We start from the raw sequence: 21,907 nt of genomic DNA on the forward strand, positions 1-21,907 counted from the left end.
CCCCTCTGTTTGGCGCCGTCCGGCGTGAGGCGATTTGCGCGCAGCAAACCGCATGCGGCCTCAGTCCAGATAGAGAATATAGCCCTTGCCCCGCACCGTATGGAGGTAGGCGGGGTTTGCCGGGTCGGTCTCGATCTTCTGACGAAGCCGGTTGATCTGAACGTCGACGGCGCGCTCGTTCTCATATTCACCGAGCCTCGCGAGATCCTCGCGCGAAACGAGTTCTCCGCCGGCCAGCGCAAATTCGCGCAGCACCTCCCGCTCGCGGTCCGTGAGCCGGATCGGCTCATCGCCGCGCTTCAACTCGTTTTTCTTGAGGTCGAACACGAAAGGCCCGAAACGCACCTCTCCGTGCTTCGTCTTGGGCGAAGCGTGGCGGCGCAGGATGTTCTGCAGGCGCAGGAGAAGTTCGCGCGGCTCGAAGGGCTTCGCCACATAGTCGTCAACGCCGAGTTCCAGGCCGCGAACGCGGTGCTCCGGCTCCGAGCGTGCGGTCAGCATCAGGATGGCGACGTCGGATTCCGTCCTCAACCACTCGGCGATGTCGAAACCGCTCTCACCCGGCATCATGACGTCGAGGATGAGGCAGTCGAACGCGATGCTCCGAAGCTTCGCGCGCGCGGCAGCGCCGTCGCTGGCCTGCGTCACGCGAAACCCGTTCTGACGGAGATATCCCGCGAGCAGATCGCGAATGCGCTCGTCGTCGTCGACAACGAGAATGTGCGGAGCGTCGTCGGAAAGCGGGGGCGCGTCCATCTCGGACGCCGACACGTCGGACGCTGTCACGGAAGTCATGGGCAGGCGGGCCTCATTCTTTGCAAGAGCTTGACGATAAGTGATGATAACTTTTGACTGGACGCAAGCGATATTGAAGCGCTTTATTTCATCCACTTCGGCATTTCCGAGGCTGGATTCGTGTGCCTTGCGCACCGATTTTCGACGAACAAGATCAAGAACGAATGGAGACTTACGATGGCTGGCCCAGCCCCTATTCCTTATGACCAACGCGACGGTTTCATTTGGATGGACGGCGGCCTCGTACCGTGGCGCGATGCGAAGGTTCACGTCCTGACGCATGCACTCCATTACGGCAGCGGCGTGTTCGAAGGCGCGCGCATCTATGAAGGCGAGGTTTTCGCCTCCCGGCGTCACTCCGAGCGGCTTCGCGCGTCGGCTGAAATCCTCGGCTTCGAGGTTCCCTATTCGGCCGAACAGCTCGATCAGGCGTATCGCGACGTGATCAAGGCGCAAAAGCTCGATGAAGGCTACATCCGTCCGATCGCATGGCGCGGCCCGGAAGAGATGGGCGTCGCCGCCAAGCACTCCAGGATCCACGTCGCCGTCGCGGTCTGGGACTGGGGCTCATACTTCCCGATGGAGGAGCGGCTGAAGGGCATCCGCCTTTGTTTCGCGCAGTACCACCGGCCCGATCCGGCCACCGCCCCTTCCACCGCGAAGGCCGCCGGGCTTTACATGATCTGCACCATCGAGAAGCATCGCTCGATGGACCTCGGCTATAACGACGCGCTGATGCTCGACTGGCGCGGCTACGTCGCCGAGGCCACGGGCGCAAACATCTTCTTCGTGAAGGACGGCGAGATCCACACGCCGAACGCCGACTGCTTCCTGAACGGCATCACGCGCCAGACCCTCATCGCGCTGGCGAAGGCGCGCGGCATCACGGTGCATGAACGCCGGATCCAGCCGGAGGAGATGGCGGGTTTCGAGCAGTGCTTCCTGACCGGTTCGGCCGCGGAAGTGACGCCCGTCTCGGAAATCGGCGAGTATCGCTTTACCGTCGGCGAGATCACGAAATCGCTGATGGAAGAATACAGCGCGCTCGCGCGTCCCAGCACCCGGCCGGACAGGCTGCGCCATCTGGCAGCGTGACGACAGCAAAGACGACGCGATGGCCGGGGCTTCCCGGCCATTTTCATGTCGAGCGGTCGCTTTCGGAGCCGCCAGACTGCCAGCCCGGGCACCCAAGCCAGACCAGTGTCCGCTGACATATTTTCCCGCTTAAAACGCGAGCCGCCATGCTCACGGCGATTTTCTGCGCTCCTTCGCCCTTTGGCAGACGCGGCGCGGGGTGCGGCTAGCGGTGTGTGGCCGCGAAGCTTGCATACCGGCTCGCGGTCTTTTCGTGGAGATGGAATGGCGCGCGAAGACAAGATCAATACCGCGATGGTGCTGGCGGCGGGCTTCGGAACGCGCATGCGGCCCATCACCGACACGATCCCGAAGCCGCTCGTCCGCCTGGACGGGCGCGCGCTGATCGATCACGCGCTCGACCGGCTGGCGGAGGCGGGTATCACGCGCTCCGTGGTGAACGTGCATTATCTCGCGGACCTGATCGAAACGCATCTCCAGGGGCGACCCACGCCGGAGATCGTCGTTTCCGACGAACGCGACGCCGTGCTTGAAACCGGTGGCGGCGTCGCAAGGGCCCTGCCGCTTCTGGGCCCGCATCCCTTCATCGTGCACAATTCCGACAGCGTCTGGAAAGACGGCGGGCGCTCGAACGTTGCCGCGCTGACCGCCGCGTGGGAGCCGCATCGCATGGACGTGCTTCTCCTGCTCGCGCGACGCGACCGGAGCCTTGGCTATGACGGGCGCGGCGATTACACTCTGGGCGAGGATGGCCGTCTCGCGCGGCGCCCTTCCGAGGGCGAAGCGGCGCATGTCTATGCGGGCGTGTCGATCCTCAACCCGGCGCTGTTCGACGGTATTGCCGATCGGGCGTTCTCCTTGAACCGAATCTTCGACAAGGCTATGGCTCAAGGTCGATTGTTCGGGGTGGAACTGAATGGAACGTGGATGCATGTCGGCACGCCTGAAGCCCTGGCGGATGCGGAACGGTTCCTGAATGAGGGACGGCGGCGCACAGCTTGAACTTGGGTTTTCGGCCGCGCGCGCCAGCGCCGCCCCTGTCTTCACCTGTCCGCCGCATCGCCCGTTTCTGCCCGCGCTCGCCGCCGCGATCCTGGACGGCGCGTTTTTCGGCGAAGGCGAGCCCGAGCCGCACGACCTCCCGGCGCTGAATGTCTATGTGCCGTCGCAAGCCGCCGTCACGCCGCTGAAGCTCGCGCTCCTCGACCTCAGCCCCTGCGGTGCAACCTTCCTCCCGCGCATCCCCGTGCTGGGCGACGCCGATCCGCTCGACATGTTCGCGGCCTACGCCCCACATATGGACGCCGGGGCCGCGCTCGCCCTCCTCCGCGAGGCGCTGGACGTGCCGAAACCTGCCGGGGATATCGAACGCCGCGTCCATGTGAGCGCTGCGGCGATGAAGGCCGCGCGAGACATCCACAGCACGCGGATGGAGCTTGGCGAGCAACTGTTCTCTGCCGTGACGGCGGCGAGCGCGGCGAAGATCGCGGCGGACATCGCAAGCCTCATCGACGACGCACACCGCGAACGGGCCGACCTCTCGAAAATCGACCGGCTCGACAGGGGCCACGCTTCCGGCAGCGAGCAGATCTCGCTGCAGATCCTGCGCGCCGTGCGCAAGGCTTGGGATGCGCACAAGAAGCGCAGCCGCCGTCTCGACCGCGAAGAACGCCGCAATCGCCTCATGGCGCTTGAGGCGGCGTTCATCCGAGCGAGCAGCGCGCCGGTGATCGTCGCCGGGTCGACCGGCAGCGTCGCCGCGACCATGGGACTGATGGAGGCGCTTGTCGGGCGTGCGCGCTCGGCCGTCATTCTGCACGACCTCGACCGCGCGCTCGATGACGCATCGTGGCAGACCATCTCACAGCACCCGGAGCATCCGCAGCACGGCCTTTGGCAGTTGCTCGCGCGACTTGGCGTCGACCGCGACGGTGTGCGCGAGATCGAAACCGCGCGCGCTCTGCCTGCTGGCGGCGATCCGATCCGCGCGGCGTTCCTCAGCGAGGCCCTGCGGCCCGCCTCCACGACGGCGAGATGGGCGGATTATGTGGCAGCCCGGAAGACCGAGGCGGGCCGCGCCGACGCTGACGCAGAGACAACCGGCCGCGAAGTCTCCTCGGACGTTTCCTTGCATGCCGCGCCGCGCGGCACGCTCGCGCCGGGGCTGACGCTCGTCGAAGCCGAAACGAGTCAGGAAGAAGCGGCGGTCGTCGCGCTGATCCTTCGCGCCGCCCTCGAAGATGAAGCTGCGCATGTCGCGCTCGTCACGCCCGACGACGCGCTGAGGGCTCGCGTCCGCCATGCCCTTGCGGGGTGGGGAATGGCAAGCGAACCACCCGCCGCGCCGCGCCATGCTTTCGCCCTGCGCGTGGCGGCCGCGGTGTCAAGCGGCAAGCCCGAGGATTTCACGGCGCTGCTCAGGCTCGCGCATGGCGCGAACCGCGCCCTTTTTCTTCGCCTCGCCGAACTCGTCGATCTCGGCGCCGCGCGGCAAATGTGGCGCCCGGCTACCATGAACGGCATTCCGGCGGCGCTTGCCCGCGCGCAGCACGCCATTGCGAGCGGCGAAGCCCGGCACCCGGCCATGCGCCGGATCGGCGCCGAGGAATGGGAAACCGCGCGGCTTCTCGCGGGCGACGTGCTCGATGCGCTGTCGCCGCTGACCGCGAACGCCGCCGACCCGGCACCGGAGCACGGCGACGGAAACGGAGATTCCCCCCTTCCCTTCTTCCGTTGGGTGAGCGTGCATGACGAAGCGCTGGCGCGTCTCGCCGCTATCGGCCTCGTGTGCGATGAGAGCGGAGAAAGACCTTCGCTTGCCGACGTGTTTGCCGTCGACGTGCCGCCCCTCGCGCTCGACATCAAGGAATATGCCGCCTTTTTCGCCGAACTGGCGCGGACGGAGCCGACATCCGACGCGCACAGTCCGCATCCCCGCCTGTTGCTCCTGAGCCCTCTCGACGCGCGCCTTCTTACTGCCGACGTCGTCGTCCTCGGCGGGCTGAACGAGGGCGTGTGGCCGCAGACGCCGGGGCCGAGCCCTTGGCTGAACCGGCAGGACCGGACTATCGTGGGCCTCTCGCCCGAGGAACGCCGCGTCGGGCAGGCCGCGCATGATTTCGCCTCGCTCGCCGCCGCCGCACCGCGCGTCGTGCTCACCCGCGCCAAGAAGGCGAATGGCAGCCTTGCACGCCCGAGCCGCTGGGTCGCGCGCATCGCCACGCTCGCGCGCGGCGTGGGCCGGTTCGCGGAGATCGACTCCAGCGCGGCATGGCTCGAATTGGCGCGGGCGCGCCGCGCGCCTGCGGCGGTTACGCCCGTCGCGCCGCCGGAGCCGCGTCCGCCGCTGTCCGCTCGGCCGCGCCGCCTTTCCGTCACCGCCATCGAGACGTGGTTCGCGAACCCCTATGCGATCTACGCTCGTTCTATCCTCGGGCTCGAAGCGCTGCGCCGCATCGGCGAGACCCACGACGCCCGCGACAAGGGCACGCTCTATCACGCGGCGCTCAACCGCTTTTTCGAGGCCTGGCCCGACCGCGTGCCGGAGGATGCTGCGGCACGCCTCGTCGCATGCCTCGACCGCGCGGCTGAGGAACTCGGCTTCGACCTCGACTCCGCGCCGTTCTGGCGTCCACGCTTCGCCCGCTTCGCCGACTGGTTCGCGGCGACGGAAGCGCAAAGGCGAAAGGGCCTGCGGCTCCTGAAGAGCGAGGTCGGCGGCAAGGTGAAGCTCACGGCAGAAGGAGCGGCAGGACCGTTTGAAGTGACGGCGCGAGCGGATCGCATCGACCTTGGCGAGGATGGTTCTCTGCGGATCTTCGACTTCAAGACCAGCGCGAATGCGGCAACCACATCCGCGCGGAGAGGCGCGCCTCAGCTCGCGCTGGAAGGCATGCTCGCCATCGAAGGCGCGTTCGCTGGACTGCCGGCGAACAGCGCGCCTGACCTCTGCTATATCGTGGCGTCAGGCGGAGAGCCACCGGGCGACATCGTCACGCTGAAGATGCCGTGCGGGGAAGCCATCGCCGCCGCGAAGGCGGGGCTGCTCCTGCGCATCGCGCGCTTCGACGACGAGGCGACGCCTTACACCTATGAGGCCCGCGCGATCTTCCGCGACAAGGCCGACAACGACCCGTATGCGCATCTGGCGCGCGTCAAGGAATGGTCGGCGGCGGCTGGCGGTGAAGACAATGGAGTGGAAGACGGAGGCGGCGGCGATGACTGACGCAATCCGCGAAGCCCGCCTCGCCGAGGCCAGTCGCAAGCAGCGGTCGGCCGCCGATCCTTTCGTTTCGGCCTGGGTGCGGGCGAATGCGGGAACCGGCAAAACGCACGTCCTCGTCCAGCGCATCCTGCGGCTTTGTCTCGCGGGCGCCGCGCCGCGCTCGATCCTTTGCCTGACCTTCACCAAGAACGCCGCCGCCGAGATGGAAGCGCGCGTGCTGAAGACGATGGGCGAATGGGCCACCGCCGATGCGCCCACGCTGGATGCGGCACTTTCGGCGCTGCTCGACCGGCCGGCCGAGGCCGGCGAGCTGGCCGCCGCGCGCACGCTGTTCGCGACCGTGACGGATGCGCCGGGCGGCCTGCCGATCATGACCATTCACAGTTTCTGCGAACGCCTGCTGCGCCGCTTCAGCTTCGAGGCCAACGTGCCGCCGGGCTTCAGCGTGATGACGGAGGAGGAGGCGCGCGACGCGCTGGCGGCTGCGAAGGCGGAAGCCTTCTCCGGGGCGAAAACCGGCGCGATGCGCGATGCCCTCACCACTGCGGTCGCCCATGCGGCCGAGGACGAATTCGGTCGCGTGCTGCAGGAGATGCTCGGCCATCGTCGCACGATCCGCTATCTGTTGAGCGTCGGGCCGGAAGGAGACCGCATAGCACCGGTGGAAGCGCGGCTTCGGCGTATCTTCGGACTTGCGGCAAACGAAACCGCTGCCGGTCTCACCGATCGCGCGGCGGAGGTGCTGAGCGATGACGCGATCCGCGAGATCGTCGCCGTTTTTGCCGAGGGGGGGAAGACCGAGGCCGAGATTGCCGCGAATTTGCGTCTGGCGATGGGCGCGCCGGACGCTGCGTCCAGATGCGCCTGCATCAAAGCGGCGCTCGGGACGAAAAGCGGGGAGCCGAAAAAAAGGCTGGCCACCGCTCCGACCCAGCGGCGCGCGCCCGCCTTGTGCGAGCAACTTTCAAGGGCTCAAGCCGTCTTCTTCGACCTCGACCGAAGGATCTGCGCCGCGAAGGTCGTCGCGGCGACGGCGGCGCTGTTCCGGCTCGCGGCGGCGATCTTCGATGCCTACGAGACCGAGAAGCACGCGCTGGGCGCTGTCGATTTCGACGATCTCATCGAAAAGACGCTGGAGCTTCTCCGCCGCGACGACGCGGCTGAATGGGTGCTCTATCAGCTCGACGGCCGCATCGATCACGTCCTCGTCGACGAGGCGCAGGACACGAGCCCCGAGCAGTGGGCCATCGTCAACGCGCTGACCGCCGAGTTCTTCTCCGGCGAGAGCGCGCGCGCGAGCATGCCGACGCTGTTCGCGGTCGGCGACGAAAAGCAGTCGATCTACGGCTTTCAGGGCGCACGCCCCGAATTTCTGGCCGCGTTCGGCGAGGCTTACTCGGAGAAGGCGCGCATGACGCAGATGCCGTTCCGGACCGTGGGCCTCGACCTCTCGTTCAGGACACTCGCGCCGGTGCTTTCGGCGGTCGACCTCGTTTCCGCGACGCTGGGCGACGGCTTGAGCGCCGCGCCCATGCCGCACATCGCCAATCGCGACGACGATGGGGGCCTTGTCGAGCTTTGGCAGCCCGAAAGCGGCACCCGGCAAGACAAGGGCGATGTCTGGACGCCGGAAGGAGACGCGGCGGCCACCGCAAAACCGGCGGAGGCGCTTGCGGCGCGGATCGCGGCGAAGGTGCGCGGCTGGCTCGACGGCGGCGCAGCGCTCGGGCGCGCGGGCCGCTCCATCGAGCCGGGCGACATCTTGATCCTTCTGAAGAAGCGGCAGCCAATGGCGGGCCTGCTTCAGGCCGCGCTGAAACGCGAGGGTGTGCCCGTAGCGGGCGCGGACAGAATGTCGCTCGTGGACGACCTCGCGGTGATGGACCTGCTCGCGCTTGGCGATGCGCTGCTCCAGCCGGAGGACGACCTGGCCCTCGCGGCTGTGCTGAAAGGTCCGCTGTTCGGATTTTCCGACGACGACCTATTCGCGCTGCGCCATCCGCCCGGAGGCTCGCTTTGGGCCGCGCTTGGCGTAAACGGCGAGTCTGGCTCAGGGGCCCGCTTCACCGAAGCAGCCACACGAATCGCTTTATGGCGCGATCTGGCACACAGTCTTTCCCCGTTCGATTTTTACGCCCGCATCCTCGATCATCCGTTGCCCGCGGCGTCCGATCCTGGCGAGGGAAGCCGCTCAAAGAACGGCGGCACGCGCATCGACGGCCTTGTCGATGGCCGCTCGGTCTTCGGCGCAAGGCTCGGCGCGCAATGCTTCGATGCGATGGACGAGCTTTTGAACCTCGCTGAAAACTTCAGCGCGGCGGAGCGCGGGAGGCTCGCGGATTTCCTCTCTTTTGTGCGTCAGGGCGCGGCCGAGGTTAAGCGCGAGACGGATCAAGCGCCGCGGGAAGTGCGGATCATGACGGTTCACGGCGCAAAGGGCCTTGAGGCGCCGGTCGTCATCCTTGCCGATGCGTGCAGCACGAAGGCTGGACGGCAGCCACCCGTGCTGGCTCTTGAAGATCCCGCCGATGGCGTTCGCGTGCCTGTCTGGGCGATCAAGGGTTCTGGCGCGCTTTCGCCCGTCGCAAATGAAAAGAGCGAGCTTGCCGAAGCGTCGAGGCATGAATCGGCGCGCCTTCTTTATGTAGCCATGACGCGAGCGCGCGACCGTCTCTGTATCGTGGGCGCCCACACGGGCGAGACGCTGCCCGAAGGCTGCTGGTTCGACACGGTGAAGACGGCGCTTGAGCCGCACGCGGTCGAGGGCGTCGACGATAGCGGCCGCGCGTTCTGGCGCTTCGGATCGGTATTGCCGGGCGTCGGCTTCGCCGGGCGAGACTTCGGCGGATCAAAGTTGACCGCCCTGCCCGACTGGGCTCGCAAAACGCCTACCATGGGGCGGGGCCGCATGCTTCTCGCCGCGTCCGCGCTCGAAAGTTTTTGCGCCGCGCCGGGATCGCCTTCTGGCGACCCGTCCGCCAATTTTGATGGGGATGCGCTCGTTTCTCTCCCCGGCGCCTTCGCCGAGCCGGCGCTGGAAGCCTTTGGATCGGAGTCGGCCACACCGCAAGACGCCATCCCGAGGGAGGTAGCACAAAAGACCGGCCTTCTCGTTCACCGCCTTCTCGAAATCCTTCCCGGCCTGCCCGCAGACAGACGTTCCGAGGCTGGCCAGCTCGTGGCGGCGGCGTTCCGCGACAGTCTTCCCGGCGACCGCATCGAAGCCGCTCTCGCAAGTGTCGGGATGTTGCTTGCCATGCCTGACCTTCGGCAGTGCGGCGACCGGGTGCTCACGGAGGCCGGGATTGCCGTCGTGCTGCGAACGGAAGAACGGCAAGCCGCAATCCTTGGACAGTGCGACCGCATCTCGTTCGGCGGGCGCGACGTCGAGCTTCTGGACTACAAATCGGGCGCGCCTTCGGACGGCGAGCAACTGCCTGCCGCTTACGTCGCGCAACTGGCAGCCTATCGCCTGGCGCTCAGGCAGCTCTACCCCGCTGCGAACATCCGCGCATCGCTTCTCAACACCCGCTCCGCCTCGATCGTCGAGCCGGAGAAAAAGGCGCTCGACACGTGTTTGGCGTCGTTGGCGCTCGGCGTGTCTCTGGGCGCGTATCGCGGCGACGCCCGGCGCATCCGCCACCTTGGGTCGACCGACATGGGCCCCTCGTTTGAAGACCGGAGTTGAGTCTTCCCGCAGCGAGCCCGACGGAAAGGTTCGGGCGTTTTCCAACTTTCAGAAACGCAAGAAGGTGGAGGCGCCGTCTGGATCGCAACGCGGGCGGTCGGGCGGCCACATCATCCCGAATAACCCCGACAATGCGCGAAGGCCGACGAATGCGACGCGGCCCGAACGGATACTGCTTCAGGGCGCACTGGCCTCTCGACGCGAAAAACAAAAACCCCCGCTGGAGCGAGGGTTTCTGTTCTTGAGCAATGGCAAAAAGATGCCGGCGGCAAGCGCCGGCATCTGTCTTTGAGTTACTGCGTCTTCACCGCAGCGGAGGGACCCGCGAGCACGGGATAATCCTTCAGCTGGCTCACACCACGGAGAGGCTTGAAAGCGCCTTGGTGGCAGGTCGCGCAGTTCGCCTTGGCGATGTCGCCAGCCGGGCCCTTGCGGCCTGGGACGTTCGCGTAAAGCGGCGTCAGCGGATTGATGTAGTTGTTGTTGATGTCCCGAACCATGCGAATGCCATACCAGGCAGTCACACGCTGCGGAGAACTTGCACCCCAGGATGCGAAGTCCTGAGTGTTGTGGCAGTACGTGCAGTTCACGCCGAGCGACTTCGAGAAGGAAATCATCAGGGCGTAGGTCCATTCCGCCTGCTTGAGCGACTGACGGTTCGTCGTCGGCAGGGCGGTCGGACCGGTGACCCGGATCTGCTCGCTCTTCACGAGGAAGGGCGTGAACGGATCGAACGGCAGCGATGTCAGGCCAACGGCCGGAGAGCGCTGGTTCTGGCCGGCGAGATTGCCGAGCAGAGCCTTCGAGAACCGAGGTTCGACCGGAGTGTACCAGACGTTCTTCGGGATCGGATTGCCGCGGTGGCAGGTGTAGCAGGTGACGCCCTGTCCCTTGATAGCAACGTGAGACTTCCATTTCGCGTTGAGATCCTGGGTCATCTGGATCATGCGGCGAGAAACGATCTTGGTGTAGACGTTCTCGTCAGCAAAATCCGCTTCGTTGTGGCAGTACGCGCAGCCCTGCTCCGGCGCCACCCACTTGGTGATCGCCGTCATGAACCGCAGGAACTCGTTCGAGTCGAGATCGCCGAGAACCTTGACGTTCTGATACACGGCCGAAGCCTTCGTGCCAGCCGGATCGATTTTCTCTTCCGGCTCGGGGACAGCGTGCAGCGCCTTCTGCGTCGGGCTGTCGATATCGCGGGAGTTGACGATGTGCACCAAGCCCGTACCGCGATACCCCCACTGCAGCCATTCAACGGTAGGACGCTGCAGCGTGTAATAGGCAAAGACAACCAGGAAGACCGCCAGTGCCGCGCCCGCAAGGGCAAGGGTCAGGATTCGTTGCTTGTAACTCATTTGGGAGCTCCCGGAAGAAGGGCCGGGTCAACGACGACGGGCAGAGTCTCGGGATAAACGGGCACGATACCGTGCTTGATGCCCCAGAGGTACCAGTTATCGACGACAGTTCCGGTCAGAAGGATACCGATAGCGCCAGTGGCCGGGCAGAGAACCGCAAACCACCAAGCCCAGCGATGGATCGATTCCATGGAAGCGTTGAAGCCCATGGTCCAGCGCCAGAAGAGACCAGCGCGCTCAAGCGCGGTGCCGCGATCGGTCGACTGTTCGATTTCGCGCTCACCGCCGAAACGGCTGACCGCGAGGATCGTGGCGCCGTGCATCCCGAAGAGAAGCGCGGAACCGTAGAGGAAGGCGATCGAGAGCATGTGGAACGGGTTGTAGTACAGGTTCCCGTAGCGGATCGAAAACGCCGTTGTCCAATCGAGATGCGGGAAAATGCCGAACGGAACCGCTTCACCCCAGGTGCCCATGAGGACGGGGCGGAAAAGACCGAGCGACAGCATCAGGAAGATCGCGGAAGCGAAAGCCCAGGCGATGTGCGTGCCCATGCCGAGCTGACGGGCGCGGAGGTAAGTACGAGCCCACCACAGAAGCACCGAAGCCGTCATGAAGAAGCCGGCCCAGAGCCACCAGCCGCCTTGATTCAACGGCGGGATTTTAAGCCCGTTCTCCGGTGCCGGCGGCTCGAGGGCGAGCCAGGGAAGCTGCTTCACGAACTGCGCGGGGCTCCAATCCACCGAGGCGGCCATGTTGAGACCGATGATCTCGATGGCGATGAACCCGAAGATGATCGAAGCGACGCCGGTCAAGCCGAGATAGATGGGGCCGATCTGCGCGTCACCGATGATGCCGAGCAGATAGACGTGGAACGGTTTGCCGGTGCGGCCGTACTGGTCGCGATAGAGGGGCACGCCCAGATGGGCCGGTCCCTTAACTTGAACTTGCGTAAAGATATTTTGATATTCGGCCATGGTATGTTCCCCCCCTAGCGCCAGACTGGGATGTTGAACCACCAGTTCCACCACTCGGGCCAACCCTTGGTCCAGAAGGGTCCGCTCAGCAGGATGCAGAGGGCGCTAAAGAGAACCGCCATGATCGCTGTGAAAACACCGAGTCTATGAATGCCGATGGTGCCGACGGAATAACCCAGAAGATCGCGTGTGAAGGCGTTTTCGTGCTCGGGGGTCTTCACGACATCGCGGTCACCGGGATTGAGGGCCGAGAGAATGAGACCGCCGTGCATCGCGAGAAGGAGCGCCGTCAGGAAGAAGAACGAGATCGCGAGCATGTGGGCAGGGTTGTAGTGGAAGTGCAGATATTGATATCCGGTGTTGGATACCCAATCTAGGTGACTGAGGATGCCGTAGGGAAAGCCAAAGCCCCAGGCGCCCAGGAGAACCGGACGGATGACGACAAGGGTGAGATACGCAAAGATCGCGACGCTGAAGACGATCGGCACGTGATAGCCGATGCCCAGCTTGCGGCAGATTTCAACCTCGCGCAGCGCCCATGAGATGAACGCGCCGGTGGCACAGATCGTGATGAGCTGCCACAGACCGCCCTTTGCAAGGGGAGCCACACCCAAACCGTAACTGAGGTCTGGAGGAGCGATGTTGATTTTCCAGATATTGAGAGTATGCCCTTGGGCAGCCCCCCAAACGATCAAAGCCGTTCCAAGGATAGCAAAGAACAGCGTGGTGACCCCGAAAAATCCGACATAGAATGGGCCCACCCAGAAGTCGAAAAGGTCGCCCCCTACGAGGGTGCCACCTCGAACACGGTATTTTTTTTCATAACTGAGCAATGCCATCGCTCACCTCCAATTAGGAGGCGAGCCGCCGCTCGACCTCCCTTTGAAAAAGTCCCAAGAAAGCGGATGAGGCGCGACTATCCTCATCCGCCATTCTGTGTGGTCCCAACCGCTCAGCGAGCCGGAAGGGCGGAGTTCTGAGCAGCCGCAGCCGGAGCGGGAGTGTCGATCCAGTTGTAGCGGGTGGTGCTGAGGAGGATGAAGTGGATCAGGAGACCCAGGACAACCAGGAACGCGAACAGCGCGACCAGAACCCGGCGGGGATCAAAAAGAAGCCAAATGCGCCACATGTGATTTTCTCCTTATGAATTAGGCGAGATACTGGACGATGGTCAGGGCCGCGGTCTGCACGCCGTCGCCGAGGTCGGCGAGCGGGCGAGCCCAAGGACGCCAGTTCCAAGCAAGAACGTGAGCGATGATCGCAACGATGCTGAAGCCGATGAAGCTAGCAACAAAGATGCTGTGAAATTCCTTCGCCTCGCCTTCGGTCAGCCCGGTGAGCGAGACATCCCTTTCTTCTTGAGCCATAAGCTTGATCTCCGCTAAAGTGGACTCTTGCAGTTACCGCGCATTGCCCTCGCGGCCGGGTCGCCATGGCGTTCTCCGCCATGGAGTTCTTGTTGCCCGAATTCCGGGCGAAACCTTTTCCTATCGCATGAACGCGAATGGAATACACGTATTGGCAGCCGCGCGGGCTTCAGCGAAGACGGATTTCCGCCGCGCGGCACCGCGTCGCGGGGAAACTGCACGCTTCACCAGCCCTGCCGCCAGAAAAAGCGGGAAAGTGGCGATAAACATCAGCCGAAACTCCTGCGCCTCCCGCGCCCGGATGCGGGCGTGCGTATGGCAGCCTTGAGCGGTCAGGGAAGACACGGTCTTCGTATCCTTCTCAGTCTTGCCCGATTCGAGATCCGCAGCCGTCATGCGGCCCTCCCATCGACAGCCAACGCGCTCGTCTGGCCGAGGCGCGCCACTGTAACCCTCACTTCTCCCGCATCGCGCGCGGCTTTCTCCGCTGCGTCCCTCAGCCGCTTTGCCGCCGAGATACGAACGAGCACCGGCTGCCCTTCGACGATTTCGTCGAAAAGTGCCTTGGCGTCCTCGTCCCAGGGGAGCTGGCGCACCAAACGAGAGGGTGTCGCCTCGATCCGGTCCAGATCTTTCCCCAAGGGCAGAATATTGAAAAGTGCGTCGAACAATGCGTTGCAGACTTCCTGCACGAGGTAGGTAGCGCCAGCGTAGCCCATAAAGGGCGTTCCTGTATGGCGGCGAATGATCGCGCCCGGAAAAGAAGCGGGGATATACATCGAACGTCCGCCCGCTTCGGCCAGATACATGCGTTCGTTATACGAGCCGAACAGCACCAGCGGCGGCTTTTCGCGGACGAGTCGGCGCACTTCGTCGTTGTCGGTCTTCGCTCCCGTGCGCCGGGATACTGCGAAAGTACAAGGCAGCCCCAGCTCATCCTCAAGGAAATGGCGGACGCCGCGCGCATATGTCTCGTTCGCAACGATGGCGAAGCTTGCCGTTCCGAAGAAGTCCTGCGTCACCGAGCGCCAGAGATCCCAGAGCGGCTTGATCGTCGTCTGCTTCTCCCGCTCGATGAACGGCTCGGGATCGAGACCAAGCGTTTCGCCGAGCGCGCGCAGGAACTTCGTCGTCGAGTGCAGCCCGATCGGCGCCTGCAGATAGGGCTTGTCGAGCGCCTCGCACAAGAGGCGGCCGAATTCGCGATAAAGGCAGATATTCGCATCGGCGTCGGCGAGGCGCGGAACGTCGTTCAGGTGCGTCCCTTGCGGGAAGACGAGGTTGACCTCGGCGCCGATCCCTTCCACCAGGCGGCGGATCTCGGCCAGGTCGGACGGCGTATTGAAAACGCCGTAGCTCGGCCCGATGATGTTCACGCTCGGCTTGGCGTCGGCCCCCTTCGGCTTCGCCTTGGCCTTCTTCTTGACGCCGTATTCCTTCCAGAGCCAGACGAGCGCGCGGTCGGCGCTCTGCCACTGATCTTCGTCGATCGTGCGCGGAAGGAAGCGCTGGATGTTCATGCCCTCGGGCGTGACACCGCCGCCGATCATCTCCGCGATGGAGCCCGTGACGACGACGCTCGGCATCCTCGGATCGAGAACCTTGTGGGCGCGTCTCATGGCGCCCTCGGTCCCGGTCTTGCCGAGTTCTTCCTCGGAAAGCCCCGTGACGACGATGGGAAGCTCGTGCGGGGGCAGCGCGTTGGTGTAATGCAGCACCGCCGTCACCGGCAGGTTTTCGCAGCCCACCGGCCCGTCGATGATGACCTGAAGCCCCTTGACAGCCGTGAAGACGTAAACCGCGCCCCAATAGCCGCCAGCCCTGTCGAGATCGGCGATCAGCATCCGATGGCCTCCTTCGGAAGATCGGTTGCCGACGGCTTTTTCAACGGCAGTTCCTTGACCTTCGCGGGTTCTTTCGGAGCCTCATCGAACACACCGGCCTGGTAGCCCGTGCCGACGCTGCCGAAGAATGCCTTCATTTCCTCGAAGCGGGCCTTGCTGGCGATGGCCGCATTGACCACCTGCGCGAGGGAGCCTGCGCCCGCGACGCCCATGAGCGGTCGCGCGGAAATGAGGTTGGTGAAATAGAGGCCGGGGATCGCATTCGCTTTCGCGTGCTGCACGACCGGCGTCGTGCCGATGGCGAGGTCGGGATGGAACTCGTCCACCGCAGCGATGTCTTGTTCGAGCGAGGCGCGGTACTGGACGCGAACGCCCTTCGCTTCGAGCCATTCGCGGTCTGAGTCCGACCAGCGCGTCTTTGGGCAAGCCGTGCCGACATAGGGCACATCCGCGCCGCTTTCGATCAGCAGGCGCGCAACCAGCAGTTCAGACCCTTCATAGCCGGAAACGACGATGCGGCCTTGTACCGGGGCTTTCGCGAGCGCGGTGCGGACGGCGGGCAAGATGCGGTTCAGCGCGGTGTCGACCTTGTCGCGCGCGATGCCGCAAAGCTCACCGATGGCTAGAAGCCACGCAGCCGTGCCGTCATAGCCGACGGGCGCGGAGCCCGCGATCGAGCGGCCAGCCGCCTCGAATTCGCGGAACGACGCCGTGTAGAAGGGGTGGATCGCCGCGACGGCGGCGCAGTCGAGCGCGGAATAAAGTTCGCGCCACTCGCGCGTCGGCACGACCGGCCCGGCGGCGAGGCCGAGCGGCTCAAGCATCATGCCGATGGTGACGGGGTCGGCCGGAAACATCTCGCCGACGAGCGTGATGGTCGGCTTTTCGGAGCGTCCGCCGCGCGGCGCCTGCACGGGGCCCGCTTCGGCCTCGCCGCGCGCATAGCGCAGCATCGCGCCGGAAAGCACGTCCTTCGCCTCCGCATGCGTCGGCACGCCGAAGCCCGGGACGTCGATGCCGACCACGCGAACGCCGTTGATCTCCTTCGGCAGGAGACGCAGCGGGACGCCGGAGGCGGACGGCACGCAGAGATTGGTGACGATGATCGCGTCGTACTGATCCGGGTCCGCGAGCTTGTGAACGGCCTCACGGATATCTTCGAAGAGCTTGCCGGTGACGAGCGTTTCGGAACTGAAGGGAACGTAGCCGACGGTGCGTTTCGCGCCGTAGAAATGAGAGGTGAAGGTCAGGCCGTAGACACAGCAGGCGGAGCCGGAAAGAACGGTTGCCGTACGCCGCATGCGAAGCCCGATGCGCAGCGACCCGAAGGCCGGACACATGGTCTGCGGCTGGTCGTGCGGCCCTTGCGGATAATCCTTCGCCAACTGCTCCAGAAGCTCGCTCTGTCCGGCGGAGGCGGCGGCCTTCTTCATTTCTGCGGCGCCCGCATGACAGCCGACGCCCGCGATGCCGTCGACGCCCGCTTCAGTCTTGACGGCCGATGTCTCCGCAGCCGCGATCCGTCCGGCGTCGTCGTGAACGACTTCGCCGGGCGCGGCTTGTGAGGAATGGCGTTCAAGTGCTGTCATGGGAACTCGCAAAACGGCTTCAGGCTACGTCGTAGACGATTTCGAGGGAGGGCTTCTCAACGATCTCATGGCCGCGCATGTCGGCCTGCGATGCCGGTTCGAGCACGATTCCACGGCCCACCGCATCCCCTTTGAACAGATTCAGCAGACCGTCCTGCGAAAGGGGCTTCGGACGCACCGGCGGCGCTTCGGCCACGTTGGTGGCGAGAGCCTCGAAAGTCGGCCCCCAGGTGGTGCCGGGAATGGCCACGATCTGATAATTCGCGCTCTTGCGGCGCAGTTCTTCGTCCTGTGGAATCGCCGACAGGATCGGGATGCCGACCGCTTCGGCGAACGCCTGCGCTTCGCCCGTGCCGTCGTCCTTGTTGATGACGATACCGGCGACGCCCACATTGCCGCCGAGCTTGCGGAAATATTCCACCGCCGAGCAGACGTTGTTCGCCACGTAGAGCGATTGAAGATCGTTCGAGCCGACGATGATCACCTTCTGGCACATGTCGCGCGCGATCGGCAGACCGAAGCCGCCGCACACCACGTCGCCCAGAAAGTCGAGCAGCACGTAGTCGAAGCCCCATTCGTGGAAGCCGAGCTTTTCCAGCGTCTCGAAGCCGTGGATGATGCCGCGACCGCCGCAACCGCGCCCGACTTCCGGGCCGCCGAGCTCCATCGCGAAAACGCCGTCGCGCTTGAAGCAGACATCCTCGATGCGCAGTTCTTCGCCAGCGGCCTTCTTCTTCGACGACGTCTCGATGATGGTCGGGGTGGCGCGTCCGCCGAACAGGAGCGACGTGGTGTCGCTCTTGGGGTCGCAGCCGATGAGAAGCACGCGTTTGCCCTGCTGCGCCATCATGTAGGAGAGGTTCGAGAGCGTGAAGCTCTTGCCGATGCCGCCCTTGCCGTAGATCGCGATGATCTGCGTTTCTTTCTTCGCCTCGCCCGAAGGCGGAGCGGCGGGTTCTTCATGGGCCTCGGCGCGAAGCTGCGCCGCTTGCCGTTCGAGGGCGTTGGCTTCGTTGGCGTCAAGGCTCATGCTAACGTTCTCCAATCTAATACCATCTTGAGACAGGCCGGATCTTCGAACGCCGTGCGATATGCGGCAGGCGCATTGTCGGCAGAAACGCGATGTGTGATCAGCCCGTCAAACGACAAAAGGCCGCTGTCCACGAGTTTCGACACGGACGCGATGTCGGCCTTCTGCCACTGTGCAGCGACCCTGAACCGCGCTTCCTTCATGAAGGCGGGCGGGAAGCTGAAGGAAAGCCGGTCGGCATAGAAACCGGCGAGGATGATTTCGCCGCCGGGCGCGAGCCGCGCCACCAGCGTGTCGATGATGCCTGAGTCCCCGCTCACGTCGCAGATGACCCGATAATCGCGGCGCGGATCCTGATCGGGATCGAGCACCGTATATCCTTGCGCGCCATCGAAACGCGCCGGGTTCTTTTCCCAAACCGTCGGCGCCGGAGCACCGCTCGCGACCACGATGCGAGCAATGAGACGACCAAGAACGCCATGGCCGATGATGAGGTCGGCGGGAGCGCCCTTGTCCGAGAACGCCGCGTGATGCGCGGTCGCCGAGAGCGCGAAAAGAATGCCCTGCTCGCCCAGGCTTTCGGCAATCGGAATGGCGCGTGCGCCCGGCATCACGATGCGTGACGCCGTGCCGCCGAAGAGCCCGCGAATTTCGCCGTAACAGTTTGCTCCGGGAATGAAAACGCGCTCGCCGACCGCGATCCCGGCAGCCGGACCCGCCCATGAAATGCGGCCCACGGACTCGTAGCCCGGCACCAGCGGATAGCCCATGCCCGGAAAATGCGGCATGCGCCCGGTATAAAGCAGGCGTTCCGTGCCCGTGCTGATGCCGCTCCATTCGACGTCGACAACGACATCGGCATCCCCCGGAGATGGAAGCGCAAGCCGCCGCAGGCCGAGCTTTTCGGGCTCTTCCAGAACGACTGCGATCGTCTCGATTGGGAACTCTTGAAGGAGGGCCATTGCGCAACTAGTCTCTTCGGAAGCCGTGTCATCCTAGCTTGACCGACTTATATGTCAATTCAAACTTACACTCGTTCTAGATGTCAGAATGAGGCTTCGAGCACGCGAACGAGCAGGGGTTGATGAGTGCCGCGGCGCCTGACAGAGGTGAAACCGGCGCGCCGCAGCAGGCCGCGAAGCTGCGCTTCGGTGCGGGGTCTGCCGCGTCCCATTGCCATCAGATAGAAACTGAAATAGGCCGCGACCTTCTCGGCGCCACGCGTTCCCGCCATCGGTTCGGCCACCACCAGCACGCCGCCTTGCGGCAACGCGGCGCGGACCGATGTGAGGATTTTCAGCGCCGTTTCGTCGTCATGGTCGAGCAGCACGCGAACGAGCGTCACGACGTCCGCCCCCTTCGGCAAGTCCTTCGTGAAATCGCCACCCGCCGCTTTCGCCCGGTGAGCGAGGTTCGCCGCCTCGAATTTCGCATCGGCGAGATCGGCCACGGCGGGCACGTCGAACAGCACGAGGTCGAGGCCGGGCACGCGCCCTGCCGCCGCGCGCAGGAACGTGCCGTCGCCGCCGCCGACATCCATCAGGCAGCGGTGGCGCCTGAAATCGTAGGCGTCGAGCACTTCCTCGGCGATGGCGGGCTGCGTTGCCGCCATCAGCGCCGTATAGGCTGAAACCGCGTCGCGATCCGCGCTCGTGTCGCCCTCGGCATAGGGCCAGTAGGAGGCCAGATGCGTACCCTTGTCCGCCATCGGCTCGCCTGCGCCATGCGCCTCCGCGTCACCGCGCAGCAGGGCCACCGGATCGGTCAGATCGCGATAAACAAGGCCGTGATGCTCCACCATCGCGGTGAGACCGGGGCTCGCGAGCACGGCCGCGCCGAGCCGCCCGAGGCCATGACGCCCGCCGCTTCGCTCCTCCACGAGCCGCAGGGCGACCGCCGCCGTCAGAAGCCGCGCCGTGGCATCCTCGCCAAGCCCGAGCCGCCGCGCGATTTCGTCCCGCGCCAAAGGTCCGTCGCGCAGATGATCGAACAGGCCGAGCCGCACGCACGACAGCAGCACCTGCGAATAGATGAAGCCGGAGCAGAGATCGAACAGCGCCCCCGCCTCGCGCCGCGCAATCGGGCGCGTCAGCGGAAACGTTTCGGCGAAACGGATGAAGCGCGGGCTCGACAGCACCCGGTCGCGGAACGCAAACGCGCGATCCAGCAGCGCGGTAAAGTTGCTTCGTTTATCCAATTTTGCGATATTTCGAGAGAGAGTCACCGCGCGTGGCCTGTTCGTTCTGCTTTTTGTCCCAAGCCCTGCCGTCACTCTTGGACGGTCACCGGTCGGCGTGTCAACGCCGTTCTTGCGGGAGATACATTTGCCGGAGACTCGTGTCGTCATCGTCGGTGCGGGCATAGGCGGGCTGTCCGCCGCTGTCAGTCTCGCCGCAGAAGGTCTGGCCGTCACCGTTGTCGAGAAATTCGACAAGCCGGGCGGCAAGATGCGCGAAGTCGACGCAGGCGGAGTGGCCATCGACGCCGGCCCGACCGTCTTTACCATGCGCGACGTCTTCGAGGCGATTTTCGAAAAGGCGGGCGCCTCGCTTTCGGATTATCTCACCGTCACGCCCGCGGAAATCATCGCGCGCCACGTGTGGGAAGACGGAAGCACGCTCGACCTCTTCGCGGACGAAGGGCGAAGCTTCGACGTGATCGCGGGTTTCGCGGGGCTTGAGAACGCGAAAGGCTACCGCGCTTTCTGCCGCGAGGCGGCCGAAATCTATCGCATCCTAGACCGCTCGTTCATCCGGGCGCAGAAGCCGAGCCTGCCGAAACTGATCTGGCGCGTCGGCCCCCTCGCCTTCTCCGATCTCTGGCGCATGAACCCTTACGAGACGTTCTGGAACGCCGTTTGCCGCCACATGAGCGATGCGCGGCTGCGCCAGCTTTTCGCGCGCTACTCCACCTATTGCGGCGCCTCGCCTTTCGCCTCGCCCGCGACGCTGATGCTCGTGGCGCATGTCGAGCAGCAGGGCGTGTGGCTCGTGGACGGCGGTATGCACAAGATCGCCCGCGCGCTCGAAGCGCTCGGGCGACGGCTCGGCGTCGTCTACCGCTACGGCATGGAAGTGGCGGAAGTGACCGCCGAATTCGGCCGGGCTTCGGGCGTTCGCCTCGCGAGTGGCGAGCATGTCGCCGCCGAAGCCGTGGTGCTCAACGCCGACCCCTCTCCCGTCGCGGCGGGCCACCTCGGCCGCGATGCCGCGAACGCCACCCGCCGCGTTCCGCCTCGCCGACGTTCGCTGTCGGCGCTGACGCTCGCCTTTCAGGCGGACGTTTCGGGCTTGCCTCTGGCGCGGCATACTGTCTTCTTTCCAGCCGCACCTTATAGCTCGGAATTTGACGCTATATTCCGGCAGCGAAAACTTCCGGCCGCGCCAACTGTTTATCTGTGCGCGCAGGATCGCGACGGATGCGGGGAGCGAAGCGGAAACGGCGCCGAACGCTTCCTGACCGTCGTCAACGCGCCTGCCCTTCTCAATGGTTCCGGCCTCAGCCTAGCGGAGATCGAAGAATGCGAGACGAAGACTTTCCGGCTGATGGAAACATGCGGCCTCACGCTTCGCCCGCTGCCGGGAGCGATGGTGAGAGCCGCGCCGCAGGATTTCGAGACGCTGCTGCCGGGAACGGGGGGCGCGATCTACGGCCGAGCCTCGCACGGGTGGATGGCTTCGTTCCAGAGACAGGGGACGCGCTCGGCGATGCCGGGCCTCTATTTCGCGGGGGGGAGCGTCCATCCGGGGCCGGGCATTCCGATGGCGGCGCTGTCTGGCGCTCTCGCATCGGAGGCGCTACTTTCGGACCTCGCTTTGCCGAGACTGTTGCGCCGAATGGCTACGCCTGGTGGTATGTCGATGCGTTCAGTTCAGACCATCGCTACGGACTGACGATCATCGCCTTCATCGGCAGCGTTTTCTCGCCGTATTATGCGAAGGA

The 21,907-nt window shown here is 64.9% G+C and carries 17 protein-coding genes; 5 read left to right on the forward strand and 12 right to left on the reverse strand.

Annotated features, from left to right (window positions below):
* Positions 1–60: 60 nt before the first annotated feature.
* Positions 61–795 (reverse strand): response regulator transcription factor, encoded by a 735-nt coding sequence (locus tag QM659_RS01240; RefSeq protein ID WP_415187077.1) that lies wholly within the window; start codon positions 793–795, stop codon positions 61–63.
* A gap of 177 nt (positions 796–972) precedes the next feature.
* Between QM659_RS01240 and QM659_RS01245 the strand changes: the two genes are divergently transcribed.
* The 4 genes from QM659_RS01245 to addA all read left to right on the forward strand — a co-directional run bounded on the left by QM659_RS01245 (position 973) and on the right by addA (position 9,803).
* Positions 973–1,890, forward strand: coding sequence for a branched-chain amino acid aminotransferase (locus QM659_RS01245; protein WP_415187078.1), 918 nt, complete (start codon positions 973–975; stop codon positions 1,888–1,890).
* A 264-nt stretch (positions 1,891–2,154) separates the two neighbouring features.
* On the forward strand, positions 2,155–2,892 hold the full coding sequence (locus tag QM659_RS01250; protein WP_415187079.1) for a nucleotidyltransferase family protein: 738 nt from the start codon (positions 2,155–2,157) through the stop codon (positions 2,890–2,892).
* Entirely contained in the window at positions 2,867–6,115 is a 3,249-nt protein-coding gene (gene addB, locus QM659_RS01255; protein WP_415187080.1) for a double-strand break repair protein AddB, read from the forward strand. The genes QM659_RS01250 and addB overlap by 26 nt, the downstream gene beginning before the upstream one ends.
* Entirely contained in the window at positions 6,108–9,803 is a 3,696-nt protein-coding gene (addA, locus tag QM659_RS01260; protein ID WP_415187081.1) for a double-strand break repair helicase AddA, read from the forward strand. Before addB ends, addA begins: the two co-directional genes overlap by 8 nt.
* A gap of 293 nt (positions 9,804–10,096) precedes the next feature.
* Here the strand turns inward: addA and pufC are convergent, their stop codons facing one another.
* The 11 genes from pufC to QM659_RS01315 form a co-directional block, all read right to left on the reverse strand.
* Complete coding sequence (gene pufC, locus QM659_RS01265; RefSeq protein WP_415187082.1) at positions 10,097–11,161, reverse strand: photosynthetic reaction center cytochrome PufC; 1,065 nt, start codon at positions 11,159–11,161, stop codon at positions 10,097–10,099.
* On the reverse strand, positions 11,158–12,135 hold the full coding sequence (gene pufM, locus QM659_RS01270; protein WP_127077442.1) for a photosynthetic reaction center subunit M: 978 nt from the start codon (positions 12,133–12,135) through the stop codon (positions 11,158–11,160). Before pufM ends, pufC begins: the two co-directional genes overlap by 4 nt.
* A 14-nt stretch (positions 12,136–12,149) precedes the next feature.
* Complete coding sequence (pufL, locus tag QM659_RS01275; protein WP_127077443.1) at positions 12,150–12,974, reverse strand: photosynthetic reaction center subunit L; 825 nt, start codon at positions 12,972–12,974, stop codon at positions 12,150–12,152.
* A 113-nt stretch (positions 12,975–13,087) separates the two neighbouring features.
* Positions 13,088–13,264 carry a light-harvesting antenna LH1, alpha subunit gene (gene pufA, locus QM659_RS01280; protein WP_127077444.1) on the reverse strand — a complete coding sequence of 59 codons (177 nt, stop codon included), beginning with the start codon at positions 13,262–13,264 and terminating at the stop codon, positions 13,088–13,090.
* Between the two features lie 19 nt (positions 13,265–13,283).
* Positions 13,284–13,502 carry a light-harvesting antenna LH1, beta subunit gene (pufB, locus tag QM659_RS01285; protein ID WP_127077445.1) on the reverse strand — a complete coding sequence of 73 codons (219 nt, stop codon included), beginning with the start codon at positions 13,500–13,502 and terminating at the stop codon, positions 13,284–13,286.
* A 120-nt stretch (positions 13,503–13,622) separates the two neighbouring features.
* The gene (locus QM659_RS01290) at positions 13,623–13,898 is read right to left on the reverse strand and encodes a hypothetical protein (RefSeq protein WP_245434117.1); all 276 of its coding nucleotides are present in this window, start codon (positions 13,896–13,898) and stop codon (positions 13,623–13,625) included.
* A complete protein-coding gene (bchZ, locus tag QM659_RS01295; RefSeq protein WP_415187083.1) occupies positions 13,895–15,346 on the reverse strand; it encodes a chlorophyllide a reductase subunit Z in 1,452 nt (483 codons plus the stop codon). Before bchZ ends, QM659_RS01290 begins: the two co-directional genes overlap by 4 nt.
* Positions 15,340–16,935 (reverse strand): chlorophyllide a reductase subunit Y, encoded by a 1,596-nt coding sequence (gene bchY, locus QM659_RS01300; protein WP_415187084.1) that lies wholly within the window; start codon positions 16,933–16,935, stop codon positions 15,340–15,342. Before bchY ends, bchZ begins: the two co-directional genes overlap by 7 nt.
* Positions 16,936–16,954: 19 nt before the next feature.
* Entirely contained in the window at positions 16,955–17,965 is a 1,011-nt protein-coding gene (locus QM659_RS01305) for a chlorophyllide a reductase iron protein subunit X (protein ID WP_415187085.1), read from the reverse strand.
* Positions 17,962–18,903: a chlorophyll synthesis pathway protein BchC gene (bchC, locus tag QM659_RS01310; protein ID WP_415187157.1), complete on the reverse strand. Its 942-nt coding sequence runs from the start codon at positions 18,901–18,903 to the stop codon at positions 17,962–17,964. Before bchC ends, QM659_RS01305 begins: the two co-directional genes overlap by 4 nt.
* A gap of 107 nt (positions 18,904–19,010) precedes the next feature.
* A complete protein-coding gene (locus QM659_RS01315) occupies positions 19,011–20,162 on the reverse strand; it encodes a methyltransferase (protein ID WP_415187086.1) in 1,152 nt (383 codons plus the stop codon).
* A gap of 127 nt (positions 20,163–20,289) precedes the next feature.
* On the opposite strand from QM659_RS01315, the gene crtD reads away from it, so the two are divergent.
* A complete protein-coding gene (gene crtD / locus QM659_RS01320; protein ID WP_415187087.1) occupies positions 20,290–21,858 on the forward strand; it encodes a 1-hydroxycarotenoid 3,4-desaturase CrtD in 1,569 nt (522 codons plus the stop codon).
* Positions 21,859–21,907 lie beyond the last annotated feature (49 nt).

It is taken from the genome of Rhodomicrobium sp. (genome assembly GCF_047605405.1).
In the GTDB taxonomy this organism is placed as follows: Bacteria; Pseudomonadota; Alphaproteobacteria; order Rhizobiales; family Rhodomicrobiaceae; genus Rhodomicrobium; species Rhodomicrobium lacus.